The sequence below is a fragment of the Gordonia sp. (in: high G+C Gram-positive bacteria) genome, assembly GCF_012515855.1.
Lineage (GTDB): Bacteria > Actinomycetota > Actinomycetes > Mycobacteriales > Mycobacteriaceae > Gordonia.
In genome coordinates this window covers 1-13458 of the sequence record NZ_JAAYXO010000116.1, presented here as the reverse complement: position 1 = coordinate 13458, position 13458 = coordinate 1, and the positions used below count along the sequence as shown (strand labels likewise).

The following is a 13458-nucleotide window of genomic DNA, read 5'->3' as shown; positions in this document are numbered from 1 at the left end:
CTGCATTCCTGGGGCTACATCAGCGGCACGTCCCTGGGCGACGGGACCTTCTTCGGGCGTCGCGCCGGCGTCGCGGCCGCAGGAGCCTGAGGTGAGCCGAGAAGGGCTGCCAGACTGCGTCCGGTGCGAATGTCCGGGCAGGAATACTCGCGCACCGACTCCGGTTAGATATAGACATGGCAACAATTGATCTGACCGGTTCCGAGTTCGAACAGACCGTCGTCGACAACGAGATCGTTCTCGTCGACTTCTGGGCAAGCTGGTGCGGCCCGTGCCGCCAGTTCGCTCCGACCTACAAGTCGGCGTCCGAGAAGCACGAGGACATCGTGTTCGCGAAAGTCGACACCGAAGCGGAGCAGGAGCTGGCCGCCGCCGCCAGCATCCGCTCCATTCCCACCATCATGGCCTTCAAACAGGGACGCCTCGTCTTCAACGAGGCGGGCGCGCTGCCGCCCCAGGCGCTCGACAACCTGATCGACCAGCTGAAGGCACTCGACGTCGACAAGGCGCTCGAAGAGAGCGGCCAGCAGTAATCCCGAGGGGCCCGTCATTCATTCGACGGGTGGTCGGGTCGGAGCTCCGGTTCGTGGCATTACACTCACCGACATGCATTTCAAGCGTGTCGCCGCCACGGCCGGAGCTCTTGCGTCCATCATCGTTGTGAGCGCGTGCTCAGTCGACGGCACGGCGACGCGCAGTCCCATCGACCTCGACACCGGCACGTTCCGGACGACGCTCGCCGCGCCGGCGGGCGATGCCAAGACCGACGCCGAGATGGCGAAGGTCAGCGCACTGCGACTGGCCGAGCACGTCGTCTTCCGCACCGAGATCGACCCCGCACTCACCAAGTTCTCGATGCCGACCTACCCGATCGCCGGGCCGGGTGGACTCAAGGCCGTGATCACCGGGGTCGACGACCTGCCTGTCGTCAAAGAGAAGCTGCGCTACGGATTCTCGCTCGCAGGCTCTACTCCGATCAACGACAAAAGCGATAAGGGCCTCAATCACGTGGTTCTGGTGTTCGCCGATTCCGCCGCTGCGACGGAAGCCGCCGACGTGATGTCGGCGCAGTTGATCAAGGACGGCACCGAGGACCGGCGCCGCTCTACGACCATCCCGGGAATGCCAGCCGAGACCCGGGCGCTGAGCGGTGCAACGTTCGACGGCGGCCGCATGACGGCGGCTTTCACCCCGGTCGGCGACAAGGTCATCTACACCTGGACTGACGCTAAGACGGACGCGAGGTGGACCGAGACCGCAGTGCGAACCGCATTCGAGAAGCAGAAGGCGTTGCTTGAGGGAATGCCACCGATCGACGAAGACCGCAGAATCGACCCGACCGGAATCATGCGGGCGATGTTCCCGATGGAATCAGCCGGGACCCTGATGGCCAATTCGGTTCTGGTCGGCCGCGCGGCGGCGCACGCGGTGGGGAATTCGTCGGCGGCCCACGCCGAGAATCAGAAGAACGGTGTCACCGAGGTAGCGGTCGGGGAGTCGGTGATCTACCGGGCGGGCGGCGATGAACAGGCCGGCAACGTGCTCAAGGGCCTCGCCGATCTCTCCGGCGACCCGACAGCCACCAAGGCCGGGAGCCCGCAGGATCTACCGACAGCCTTGTGTTCCACGGGCAAGTCGTCTACGGGCGAAGCCTCCGCAGAGTGTTCGGTCGCCTTCGGACGCTACGCCGCTCAGGTCCGGACCGACGACCTCAAGTCTGCCCAGCAGCAGATCTCGGCACAGTACGAGCTGCTCAAGCAGCTCTGACGAGGTCGACGGCCCCGCGGACGGATGCCGTGACCACCGCGGACTTCAGCCGGGTCGGGCATCGGACGAAGACCGCCCACATCGAGCGCAGTAGGCCCCACACGTCGTCGCGTGCGGACAGATAGGCCCGCTGGCGCCTGATGGACAGCGCGAAGAAGGCGTCGAAGAAGGTCACGAGCTGGGCCGGTGTGAGGGCCAACAGCACGGCGAGGCCGATCAGTCGCAGCAGATAGACCGCGCGAGCCGATCGTGGCCAGAGTGCTGTCGCCGGGTCCTGGTCGGCGGTGAGCGCAGCGACGATCACGTCGACGGCGTGGAGCGAGTGGGCCACGCTGTAACCGGTCGCGGGATTCATCAAGCCGCCCGCGGCACCGAACCGCAGCGGGCCATCGCCTCGCCAGGGACGCACCCGCACACGCATCGGAAAGTCGACGACCTCGGTCGCGGCGGCTCCGGCGCTCCCGGCGGGTGCCTGCGGAGTGGATGCCTGGCGCAACCGGACTCGGCGTTCCAACTCGCTGATCGGAATCGGCGGGCGCCCGGCCAGGCATGTCTCCTGGGACAGTCGTCCGCGCGCAGTGTTGATCCGATAGCTGAACGACGCCGGGTCGAGCGCCGAGATGCCCGCCGCGCGCCAGTCCATCAGCACGGTCTCATCCGGCTCCGCGGGCGCAGAGAACACGCCGAACGCGGTTTGTCGGGGGAGTGACTCGTCGGCGACCGCCGCGGTGCCGCGAGCATCCACCACATGGCGCGCGGTCAGCACCGTGCCGTCGCGGAGCGTCACGGTGGTCGCGGAGACCACACCTGCTCGTTCCGCGATGACCTCGACGTTCTCGAGCGACAGCGACTGCCGGAACGGTTCCGGGTCGAGGACCAGGTATCCGCGGTCGACCACCCGCCGATGCGGGGTGAAGACGGTGAATGTGGCGCTTCGGGAGGCGACGACCGAGGCGTCGAGCCACGAGGGAGCATCGTCGGCGTACATCCCGTAGGTCGCGGTCCAGGCGTCGTCCGGATTCGGGTCCACCAGGATCACCCGTAACCCGGCGACTCCGGAACGTGACGCCAGCGCGCGGCCTGTCGGACCCGCGCCGACCACGATCAGATCGACGTCGCTCACATGCCGCCGGTCGCGAGCAGCCCGCCGTCCACGCGCAGCGTCTCGCCGGTGATCCAGCCCGCAGCATCGCTGACGAGGAAGGCCACCGCACCGGCGATGTCCTCGGGGGTGCCGAGTCGCTTCATCGGATACGGTGCTGCTGCCGCGTCTTCGCCGGACGCGACGAGGAGTTCGGCGAACTTCGTCTTGACGATGCCGGGAGCGATCGCATTGACCCGGATCGTGGGTCCGAGCTGCCACGCGAGTTCCTGTGTCAGGTGGATCAGCGCGGCCTTCGATGCGCCGTAGGCGGCGATCAGGCCGGTGGAGCGCAGGCCCGCCACCGAGGCGATGTTGACGACGGCGCCACCCGACTCCTTCATGCCCGCGCGGTACGCCTCCTGGACATAGCCCAGAGCGGCGACCACATTGGTGTCGAAGGTCTTGCGAACGGCGCCGAGGTCGGCGTCCATGAGCGGTCCGGCGGTCGGATTGATGCCGGTGTTGTTGACGAGAATGTCGATCCCGCCGTGGGCGACTGCCGCCGCCACCGCGGCGGCGCGGTGTTCTTCGTCTCCGGTGTTGCCTGCCACGGCGGCCACGACGGCACCCGGCATCGCTGCGCGCAGGTCGGTTGCGGCGTGCTCGAGAGCTTCGGCTTTGCGGCCGGTGATGACCACGGCGGCGCCGCGTCGTGCCAGTTCACGGGCGATTGCGTAGCCGATTCCGCGGCTGCCGCCGGTGACGAGCGCCGAGCGGCCGGACAGATCGGTAGAGGCTCCATCAGTCATGCCCCAACCGTAGTCGGCGTCCGACGGGGCCGTGCGGCTTGTGGTGTCCGCTCGCTCGATTCGGGTCGTGGCGCTGGGATCGGTAGAGTTCATCGGCGTGATCACCGCGACCGACCTGGAAGTACGAGCGGGCGCGAGGACTCTTCTGTCGGCGCCCGGAGACGCGCTGCGCGTAGCGCCCGGCGACCGGATCGGCCTCGTCGGCCGCAACGGTGCGGGCAAGACCACCACGCTGCGCATTCTGGCGGGCGAGACGCAGCCTTACGCGGGCAGCATCCGCAACTCCGGCCCCATCGGTTACCTGCCCCAGGATCCGAAGGAAGGCGACCTCGACGTCCTCGCCAAGAACCGGGTCCTCTCGGCCCGCGGGCTCGACGAGATCCTCGCGTCGATGGCTCGGCAGCAGGAGTACATGGAGTCCGCGTTCGACGACAAGCGGCGTGACAAGGCCATCGCCAAGTACTCGCGCCTCGAAGAACGCTTCGCTGCGCTCGGCGGATACGAGGCCGAGTCGGACGCCGCCCGCATCTGTAACTCGCTCGGTCTGCCCGACCGGGTGCTCGCGCAGCCGATGCACACCCTCTCGGGCGGTCAGCGACGTCGCATCGAGCTGGCGCGGATCCTGTTCGGAGCATCGGACGGCTCCGGAAAGTCTGACACCACGCTGCTGCTGGACGAGCCGACCAACCACCTCGACGCTGACTCGATCGCCTGGCTCCGCAGTTTCCTGCAGAACCACGAGGGCGGCCTCATCGTGATCAGCCACGATGTGGACCTGCTGGCCGACGTCGTGAACCGCGTCTGGTTCCTCGACGCGGTCCGCGGCGAGGCGGATGTCTACAACATGGGGTGGAAGCGTTACCTCGACGCCCGAGCCACCGACGAGCAGCGGCGCAAGCGTGAGCGCGCGAACGCCGAGAAGAAGGCCGGGGCGCTGCGCGTCCAGGCCGCCAAGATGGGCGCCAAGGCCACCAAGGCGACTGCGGCGCAGCAGATGCTCAAGCGCGCCGAACGCATGATGAACGAACTCGACGAGGTGCGCGTCGAGGACAAGACCGCGCACATCCGGTTCCCCGAACCGGCGGCGTGCGGAAAGACGCCGCTGACAGCTAAGGAACTGACCAAGGTCTACGGCTCACTGGAGATCTTCACCGGCGTCGATCTCGCGATCGACAAGGGCTCGCGGGTGGTCGTGCTCGGTCTCAACGGTGCGGGCAAGACCACGCTGCTGCGCCTGCTCGCGGGCACCGAAGAACCCGACCTCGGCGAGGTGGTTCCGGGCTACGGACTCAAGCTCGGCTACTTCGCTCAGGAACACGACACCCTCGACGACGACGCCTCGGTGTGGGAGAACATCCGACACGCCGCTCCGGATGCGGGGGAGCAGGATCTGCGCGGCCTGCTCGGTGCGTTCATGTTCACCGGTCCGCAGTTGGATCAGCCCGCGGGCACCCTGTCCGGCGGTGAGAAGACGCGACTGGCGCTGGCCGGTCTGGTGTCGTCGGCGGCCAACGTGCTGCTGCTCGACGAGCCGACCAACAACCTCGACCCGATCTCGCGCGAACAGGTCCTGGAAGCGCTGCGCAGTTACACCGGGGCCGTCGTCTTGGTGACGCACGACCCCGGCGCGGCTGCTGCACTCGATCCGCAGCGGGTGATCCTGCTGCCGGATGGCACCGAGGATCATTGGTCGGACGAGTACCAGGAGATCATCGAACTCGCCTGATCTTTCGACGGAACGGCGACGGGTCAGGACACCCGGCCTGAGGGAATCGATTGGATCGGCACCCGCTTGCCGGGATCGCGCGGCACCACGTAGTCGACGGGCAGGTCGTAGACCGTGAGCTCGGTGAACCAGCCTCGTGGTACCTCGACCCGGCGCGGAGTCCGGTCGAGCAGATAGCCCGCGGGTGCGGTCCGTTCGACGACGTCGTAGCAGCCGGGCGCGACGGCGACCGTGCCGATTCCGTCGTGGCCGGCTGTGGTGAGCGAGCCGCCGACCGCCCCGTCGTGGCAGCGCAGCAGGACGAAATTCGCACCGGCGAGCGGTTCTCCCGAGATCCGGTCCTTCTTGTGCACCACCAGTCCGCTGCCCGCTGCAGGCTGCTTCACCAGGCGGAACGAGACCTGGGCTGTCTGCCCGACGGCCACGTCGCCGCTTCGAAAGCCGTGTCCGTCGAGACGGTAGCGCGCGGGCACGTCGACCACGGTGACGCCGAACCGGCCTGCGGGAACGGTCACGGTCGCCGGCGTGGCCGCTCGGGTGGATCCGACCGACACGACCACGCCCGCTACCGGTTGCGCGGTGTTCGCATCGACGGCGGTGACGACGACAGTCGCGGTTCCGGCGGGCGGCTTGGTGGTGGTTGTGGTCGTCGTGGTGGGTGGCGGCGTCGTGGTCGTCGGCGTTGTCGTCGTTGTCGGCGGCGTGGTCGTGGTCGTCGTAGTCGTTCCGGGAGCATCCGCCGTTCCCGAATCGGGCGTCCCGGTGTCTTCCTGAACCGTGGTGGTGGTGGTCGGCGGCACGGTGGTGTCGGCCGGCGCGGCGGGCGATACCACGGCTGCGATCAGGATCAGGGTGCCGATGACGCCCAGGAACGCGGACAACAGCCTGCGAATCGTTCGTTGCATGTCGGACCTTCCTTGATCGGTGGCCGGCCCGACAGTGAGCAGGATCCGCTCCCGGCGCAGTGATATGTATTACATCGAACCCGCGTCGGCGAAAGTTACGCCGACCGACACGATCACGCCGGGACGGCGAAGACCACCACGTTGTCGCGGTACCCGAGCGGCGGGCCCACGAACGGGCCGCCGCAGGTCACCAGCGCCAGGGTCTCCGGACCGTCTGTGCGATTGAGCTCCGCGGTCGGAAGGCCGCCGTCACCGGTTCGCTGCTTGTCGGTCAGGGCCGAGCTCGTCACGCGGTACCGGTGGGCGGTTCCGTCTGCTGTCGCGACCTCGACGATGGATCCGACCGTCAGTGGCGTGAACCGGGCGGCGAAGCCGGAGCCCTGATCGACGTCGTCCACGTGGCCCGTCACCACGATCGTGCCGGCACCGGATCCCGGCAGCGATGAGTCGACCCACCAGCCCAACCGGCCCACGTCCTGCGGCGGCAGCAGCACGCCTGCGGCGTCGGTGGCGACCGAGTCCACCACAGCTTCGGCGCCGTCGACGATCACCCGAATCGGTGTCGAGGGCTCCGAGCTCTCGGCCGAGACGGGCGCAGGCAAGCTCGACTGCGCGCCGCCCGTCGTCGGTGACGCATCGTCGGCGGCTCCGCAGCCGACCAGCAGCCCGACGGTCAGCAGAGCGGCTGCCACGACGCCAGCCAGGCGGCGACGAGGTGTTGGTCGCTGCACGATCATCGGGACCTCCTCGTGGCACGCAACCGGAAACCGGGTACGTACCTGGAAGATCGCCGGCGGTGCCGCTATGCGTTACCCAGCACCTGCTCGCGCAGCTTGCCCTTCACCAGTTTTCCGGTCGGGGTGCGCGGCAGCTCCGCCAGGAAGCGGATCTCGTCGGGCACCTTGAACGATGCCAGGTCGTTCTTGGCGAACGCGATCAACTCGGCCACCAGATCGGCTGATTCGTCGACGTCGGCCATCAACTGCACGAATCCGACCGGCTTCTCGCCGAGATCGTCGTCGGGCAGACCGAGGACGGCGACGTCGTAGACTGCCGGATGATTGATGAGGACGTTCTCCGCCTCCTGCGGGTAGATGTTGACGCCGCCGGAGATGATCGTGAAGGCCTTGCGGTCGGTGAGGTACAGGAAGCCTTCGTCGTCGAGGTAGCCGAGGTCGCCGGTGGTGGTCCACCACTCGTGATCGGGGTGCTGCGCGGCCTTCGTCTTGTCCGGGTCGTTGTGATAGACGAAGGTCGCTTCATCACGCTCGAAGTAGATGGTGCCGACCTCGCCGACCGGGAGGTCGTCGCCCGCCTCATTGCAGATGTGCACGATGCCGAGTACCGCGCGGCCGACCGATCCGGGATGTGTCAGGGCCTCCTCGGAGCCGATCACGGTGATTCCCACACCTTCGGTCGCGGCGTAGTACTCGCTGATCACCGGACCCCACCACTCGATCATCCGCCGCTTGATCTCGGCCGGACAGGGTGCAGCTGCATGAATGGCCACTTTCAGGCTCGAGACGTCGTACGCCGCCCGTGTCTGCTCGGGAAGCTTGAGCATCCGGACGAACATCGTCGGCACCCACTGGCTGTGCGTGACGGAGTACTCCTGGATCAACGAGAGGGCCTGCTCGGCGTCGAACCGATCCATCACGACCACGGTGCCGCCGAGCGCGGTCGTCATGGCGCAGTAGCGTAGGGGAGCAGCGTGATACAGCGGCGCGGGAGAGAGATAGACGGTGTCGGGACCGAAGCCGTAGACCACTCCGAACACCCGGGAGATCAGGTCTTTCTCTTCGTCGACCTGAATGCCGGGCAGCGCGGGCTTGATGCCCTTCGGGCGTCCGGTGGTGCCCGACGAGTAGAGCATGTCGGCACCGCGGGGTTGACGCGGCAGGGGATCGGGCGACGCGGTGGCGCGGACCGTCTCGTAGTCGAGGAAGCCGTCGAGGTCTCCGCCCCACGCGATCCGGCGGTCGGCGCCGGCGAGGGCTTCGATCTCATGGGCCTGCGAGACGGCGTCGGCCACGGAGGCGGACGCGAACACGGCACGCGCCTCACAGTCGTTCAGGATGTAGTTGACTTCGCCGGGGGTCAGGTGGTGATTCACCGCGGTCACGTACATGCCGCTGCGTACCGCGGCCCAGTACACGTCGAAGATGCGCAGATCGTTGTCGGAGACGATCGCAATGGTGTCGCCTTCGCCGATGCCCAACTCGCGCAGGTGATTCGCGATTCGTGTCGAGTTGTCCATGAGTTCGCGGTAGGTGACCTCCTCGCCGGTCGTCGGCCGGATCAGTGCGGCCTTGTCGGGGGTGGTGGCGAGGAAGGATCCTGGGTACACGGGCGCTCCTTGGCGTGACGGGCATCTCATCTCGAAGGTAACCGACCAAGCGCTTATTCGGTGTCGAAGTCAGGACTCTGTTCCCAGCGGTGATCATCTACAGAGACGACGCACACACGCCTCGATTCACTTGTGTCGCACCGGTTCCACTTACGATGACGCCATGCGAAGAGGAGCGACGATCGCCGCAACGGTGTTGCTTGGAATGACGGCTATCACGGGATGCGCGGTGGACGGACACGCCACCCGTGGTCCGGTGGACTTGGACACCGGCGAGTTCGGGTCGCGGCAGAGTTCGGCGTTGAGTGAGGGGACCGGAGGTATTCAGTGGGCCAAGCTCCGAGGGATCCGATTGGCCGACCACCTCGTGTTTCCCCGGGACGTCGACGGAGACCTGGTCGAGATCAAGTTGCCGCTGCAACCGCTGGCGGCTCCGAACAACATCGCGGCGGTCCTCGGCGGCACCGCTGCCGACCTACCCGTGGTCAAACGTTTCGCGTACGGGTACACGGTCGCTGCCGGGGAGGAGGGTGCCGGCGCGCTCGGGTTCAGTCACGCCGTCATGGTGTTCGACAGCCCCGAGGCCGCTGAGGCTGCCGCCGACGACTTCGCGAAGGCCGTCATGGCCGACGATGAGTACACCACCGACGTGCGTTCCCGGCCGATCGCCGGCGTACCCGACGGCACTCGAACCGTGCAGTTCAAGACCGTGATCGGAGAGACGGCCATCGGCTTCACTCCCATCGGTTCGATGCTGATGTACTCCTGGGGCCAGGCAAAAGACCTCGCGCGCGCTGAGACCATCGTGAAGACCGCCCTGGTGAAGCAGAAGTCGCTGTTGGACCCGATGCCGACGATCTCCGACGACCGCAACGCCGACCCAACCGGTCTGATCCGCGGCACTGTCGCCGGGGACAACGGCGGTGATCCCCTGGAACGAAGCGTGTATGGGACGCGGGGCGCCGCACTGCAGTTCAACGACCAGCCCGCAGCGTACGCGGCGATGTCGAAGGCCGGAGTCACCGCGGTCTCCCAGGACGGTACGCACGCTTACCGGACAGCCGGCAAGGATCAGACGAAAGGCCTGGCCGACTTCCTGTTGAAGTACGCGGTGGGATACTCGGACGCGAAGGCGGCCGCGAGCCCGCGCGATCTGCCCTCGGCCCGCTGCTGGAGCTACGTCTTCGACTACGATGCGCGCCACGGGTGCGTCGTCGAAGTCGACCGCTACGTCGGAGAATCGACCGGCACGACTCTCAAGGAAGCGCAACAGAAGATCGCGGCGCAGTCGGTGTTCCTCGCCGATCTCTGATCGCCGCTGGGCGGCCGGTTCAGCTAGGCGCCTTCGGCGCGGAACGAGACCGCCTGGAGCAGGATCGCCCCGATGTCCTTGGGGTCGCGGGCGATGAAGGAGCTGCCGCCGGTGGCTTCGGCAATCTTCTTCAGCGCGGCGGCATCCGCGTCTTCGGAGATGCCGACCGCGATGATCGGGATCCGTCGCGCCGGGTTCTTCATGATGTTGAGCTCGGACACCAGATTCGCCAGCGAGATGGAGTCGCGGTCCTCGTTGCGGCCGTCCGTCATGATGATCACGCTGTTGGAGTAGGCCGGGTCGTAGGAGCCGTAGACACTGCGGAACGCCGCAAGGGCGGTGTCGTACAGGCCGGTGCCGCCCTCGAGGTTGCCGAGGGTCTCGCTGATCGCGGATTTCAGGGCGTCGCGCTGGGTGCGACCGTCGGTCTCCTCGGACAGCGGCCGGATCGGGAGCACCTCGCGGTAGTCCTTGCCGTCGCCGCCCCGGTTGATGCTGAACTCCCAGTAGCCGAGCGCGGTGTTCTTCGGGAACTGCTTGAGGCCGAACAGTGAGGCCTCAAGCAAGAGTTCGGCGCGGGTTCGTCCGCCTGCGTCACGCTTCATCGACCCCGACACGTCCTGGACGACGATCGTGCGGATGGGTTTGGTGAGCGCGGTCCACTTGCGGAGCACGTTGTCCGCGAGTTCGCGGTCCGGCGCGTCGATCACGGTGACGCCGCGGACGCCTGCGTTGTCCGGCAGGGGTGCACTGTCGGCGCCCCGGATCGCTTCCTCGTCGCGAATCTGCTGGCCGTTCTCGCTCTGCAGGGCATCGACGAGCGCACTGATCGCGTCGGAGGCGAGGCCCTGATCCGACGACTGCGAGACGTCGGCGATCCGGTAGTCGAGATTCACGGTGCCGGAGGCGGGCACCGTCGCCTGCAGCGGAGAGTCGGGGTTCTCGTTGACGAACTTCACGTACTCGCGCTCGGTGGTCAGCGCGACCACCGGCTCGGGGCTGGTGGCTACCGCCGCCAGATCCGGTGACCCGTCGCTGTCGTTCATCATCAACGCACGTTTCGTGAGGCCTTCGATCAGCTTCTGGTGTGTGAGGGAGCCCGACGAGACCTCCGACAGCGCGCCGATCACGGCGGCATTGCTCACATCGCTCTGGGCGGGCGGGTCCACGCGCAGGTTCGGCATCGACAGGGCCTTGGTCCACGTCGGCGAGTCGGGAAGGCTGTTACCGGCCAAGACGATCGGCGAGGTGCCGAGCGACGGGCCGATGTCCGACCACGACCGCCCCAGGGTCGACCGCACCTGGCGGATGCGGGCCTGCGACTCGGCGACCCAGATCTGCGGTGTCTTGCGCTGGTTCAGTCGCTCGTTGGTGTGGCTCGGCTCCACCGCCTCCACGGTGAAGTCGAAGCAGGAATTCGACTCGGCTTCGTCGGCCAGTCGCGTGACGTACTCCTCGACACCGGTGTCGGCGATCACCGAGACCTGCCGGGTCTGATCGCACTTGGCGCGGTTCTGATCCCACACGACGAACGCGCCGCCCGCGAGCAGCGCCACCAACGCCACGGAGAGGCCCACCCGGAAGCCGGTGCTCTGCATCACGCCGCCGCCGCGCGGCCGTCCGCGTGATTCGGTTGCCGAAGCGGAACTCTGTGTGTTGCGATGTTCGCCCATACCGGTGAATTTCTCCTTTTTGCGGCGTGTCTCGAATGGAAAGAGGTTAGGTGACGTCCGGAATCTGACACGACAGTGGCACCAGATTAGCTGTGATGACGATCGCAGCCCGGGTCTTCGCGGAGAGCGAAGACCCGGGCTGCGTCGCTGTCACTGACCTACTCGGCAGTAGGCACGCGGACGGAGACCTCGACCAGGTCGAGGACCGCGTGCAGGTCGTCGGTCGACTGGCCGGAGGCCAGCCGGGTGACGATGCCGTCCAGAATCACGTCGAGGTACGTCACGAGCACCTCGGTCGGAACGTCCTCGCGGAGGCGTCCCGCGCGGCGCTTGCGTTCCAGGCGTGCCAGCGTCGCGGCTTCCCGGTCGGCGCTCTGCGCCTCCCAGGCCTCACGGAAGCCGGGATCAGTACGGATCTTGCGTACGATCTCCAGTCGTGTGCTGAGCCATTCGAAGTCCTTGGGGCGCGCGAGGATGTCGCGCATCACCTGAACCAGACCCTCTTGTGCGGTGACGTCTGCCATCCGCTCGGCGTCCTCTCGCGCCAACGCCAAGAACAGGGCTTCCTTGTCCTTGAAGTGGTGAAAGATCGCCCCGCGGGACAGGCCGGTCGCCTCTTCCAAGCGTTTGACCGTTGCGCCGGCGTAGCCGTACTCGGCGAAACAGTGCCGCGCGCCGTCGAGGATCTCTCGACGACGCGCGGCAAGACGGTCATCGCTGACCCGTGGCATGGATCAGCTCTTGATCATGTTTCGCAGGACGTACTGCAGGATGCCACCGTTGCGGTAGTAGTCCGCTTCACCCGGCGTATCGATGCGGACCACCGCGTCGAAGACGACCTTCTCGCCGTTCTCCTTGGTCGCGGTGACCTTCATCGTCGACGGCGTGACGCCGTCGTTGAGTGCGGTGATGCCCTCGATGTCGAAGACCTCGGTGCCGTCGAGACCCAGGGTCTTAGCGTTCTCGCCCTCGGGGAACTGCAGCGGGACCACGCCCATGCCGATGAGGTTGGAGCGGTGGATGCGCTCGAACGACTCGGTGATGACGGCCTTGACGCCCAGCAGGACGGTGCCCTTGGCGGCCCAGTCGCGCGACGAACCGGAGCCGTACTCCTTGCCGCCGAGGACGACCAGCGGGATGCCGGCTTCCTTGTAGTTGACCGACGCGTCGTAGATGAACGACTGCGGGCCACCCTCCTGGGTGAAGTCGCGGGTGTAGCCGCCCGAGACGCCGTCCAGGAGCTGGTTCTGCAGGCGGATGTTCGCGAAGGTGCCGCGGATCATCACCTCGTGGTTGCCGCGACGGCTACCGAGCGAGTTGTAGTCCTTGCGTGCGACACCGTTGGCGTCCAGGTACTGCGCGGCGGGGGTGCCGGGCTTGATCGGGCCGGCCGGGCTGATGTGGTCGGTGGTGACCGAGTCGCCCAGCAGTGCCAGCACGCGTGCGCCCTTGATGTCCTCGACCGGGGTGGTCTCGAGAGTCATGCCGTCGAAGTACGGCGCCTTGCGCACGTAGGTCGACTTCTCGTCCCATGCGAAGGTATCGCCCTCAGGGGTGTTGAGACCCTGCCAGCGCTCGTCGCCCTTGAAGACGTCGGCGTACGAGGCGCGGAACATGTCCTGGCTGATCGCGGCCTTGATGGTGTCGTCGATCTCCTGCGCCGACGGCCACACGTCCTTCAGGAAGACGTCGTTGCCCTCGGTGTCCTGACCGAGCGGCTCGGTCTCGAAATCGAAGTCCATGGTGCCCGCGAGAGCGTAGGCGATGACCAGCGGCGGCGACGCCAGGTAGTTCATCTTCACGTCGGGGGAGATGCGTCCCTCGAAGTTGCGGTT

At 67.0% G+C, this 13458-nt stretch carries 12 protein-coding genes; 4 read left to right on the top strand and 8 right to left on the bottom strand.

The window, feature by feature from the left end:
* Nucleotides 1–176: 176 nt before the first annotated feature.
* Nucleotides 177–533, top strand: a complete 357-nt coding sequence (gene trxA, locus GX543_RS08830; RefSeq protein ID WP_290851364.1) for a thioredoxin — start codon at nucleotides 177–179, stop codon at nucleotides 531–533.
* A 73-nt stretch (nucleotides 534–606) separates the two neighbouring features.
* Complete coding sequence (locus GX543_RS08825; protein WP_290851362.1) at nucleotides 607–1767, top strand: PTS sugar transporter subunit IIA; 1161 nt, start codon at nucleotides 607–609, stop codon at nucleotides 1765–1767.
* On the opposite strand, the gene GX543_RS08820 is transcribed toward GX543_RS08825, so the two are convergent.
* Both GX543_RS08820 and GX543_RS08815 read right to left on the bottom strand, forming a co-directional pair.
* Nucleotides 1754–2890 carry a lycopene cyclase family protein gene (locus tag GX543_RS08820; RefSeq protein WP_290851361.1) on the bottom strand — a complete coding sequence of 379 codons (1137 nt, stop codon included), beginning with the start codon at nucleotides 2888–2890 and terminating at the stop codon, nucleotides 1754–1756. The genes GX543_RS08825 and GX543_RS08820 overlap by 14 nt on opposite strands.
* Complete coding sequence (locus tag GX543_RS08815; RefSeq protein ID WP_290851360.1) at nucleotides 2887–3660, bottom strand: SDR family oxidoreductase; 774 nt, start codon at nucleotides 3658–3660, stop codon at nucleotides 2887–2889. Before GX543_RS08815 ends, GX543_RS08820 begins: the two co-directional genes overlap by 4 nt.
* A gap of 97 nt (nucleotides 3661–3757) precedes the next feature.
* On the opposite strand from GX543_RS08815, the gene GX543_RS08810 reads away from it, so the two are divergent.
* Nucleotides 3758–5386 carry an ABC-F family ATP-binding cassette domain-containing protein gene (locus tag GX543_RS08810; protein ID WP_290851367.1) on the top strand — a complete coding sequence of 543 codons (1629 nt, stop codon included), beginning with the start codon at nucleotides 3758–3760 and terminating at the stop codon, nucleotides 5384–5386.
* Between the two features lie 23 nt (nucleotides 5387–5409).
* Here the strand turns inward: GX543_RS08810 and GX543_RS08805 are convergent, their stop codons facing one another.
* The 3 genes from GX543_RS08805 to GX543_RS08795 form a co-directional block, all read right to left on the bottom strand.
* Entirely contained in the window at nucleotides 5410–6291 is an 882-nt protein-coding gene (locus GX543_RS08805) for a collagen binding domain-containing protein (protein ID WP_290851358.1), read from the bottom strand.
* A 113-nt stretch (nucleotides 6292–6404) separates the two neighbouring features.
* Nucleotides 6405–7028 carry a class F sortase gene (locus tag GX543_RS08800; RefSeq protein WP_290851356.1) on the bottom strand — a complete coding sequence of 208 codons (624 nt, stop codon included), beginning with the start codon at nucleotides 7026–7028 and terminating at the stop codon, nucleotides 6405–6407.
* 65 nt (nucleotides 7029–7093) lie between these two features.
* Nucleotides 7094–8638, bottom strand: a complete 1545-nt coding sequence (locus GX543_RS08795) for an acyl-CoA synthetase (protein ID WP_290851354.1) — start codon at nucleotides 8636–8638, stop codon at nucleotides 7094–7096.
* A gap of 205 nt (nucleotides 8639–8843) precedes the next feature.
* On the opposite strand from GX543_RS08795, the gene GX543_RS08790 reads away from it, so the two are divergent.
* Nucleotides 8844–9950: a hypothetical protein gene (locus GX543_RS08790; RefSeq protein WP_290851352.1), complete on the top strand. Its 1107-nt coding sequence runs from the start codon at nucleotides 8844–8846 to the stop codon at nucleotides 9948–9950.
* A 23-nt stretch (nucleotides 9951–9973) separates the two neighbouring features.
* Here the strand turns inward: GX543_RS08790 and GX543_RS08785 are convergent, their stop codons facing one another.
* The 3 genes from GX543_RS08785 to GX543_RS08775 form a co-directional block, all read right to left on the bottom strand.
* On the bottom strand, nucleotides 9974–11548 hold the full coding sequence (locus tag GX543_RS08785; protein ID WP_290851365.1) for a VWA domain-containing protein: 1575 nt from the start codon (nucleotides 11546–11548) through the stop codon (nucleotides 9974–9976).
* Nucleotides 11549–11781: 233 nt separating this feature from the next.
* Nucleotides 11782–12354: a TetR/AcrR family transcriptional regulator gene (locus GX543_RS08780; RefSeq protein WP_290851350.1), complete on the bottom strand. Its 573-nt coding sequence runs from the start codon at nucleotides 12352–12354 to the stop codon at nucleotides 11782–11784.
* A 3-nt stretch (nucleotides 12355–12357) separates the two neighbouring features.
* The coding region (locus GX543_RS08775; RefSeq protein WP_290851348.1) for an aconitase family protein at nucleotides 12358–13458 on the bottom strand (1101 nt) is incomplete at its 5' end.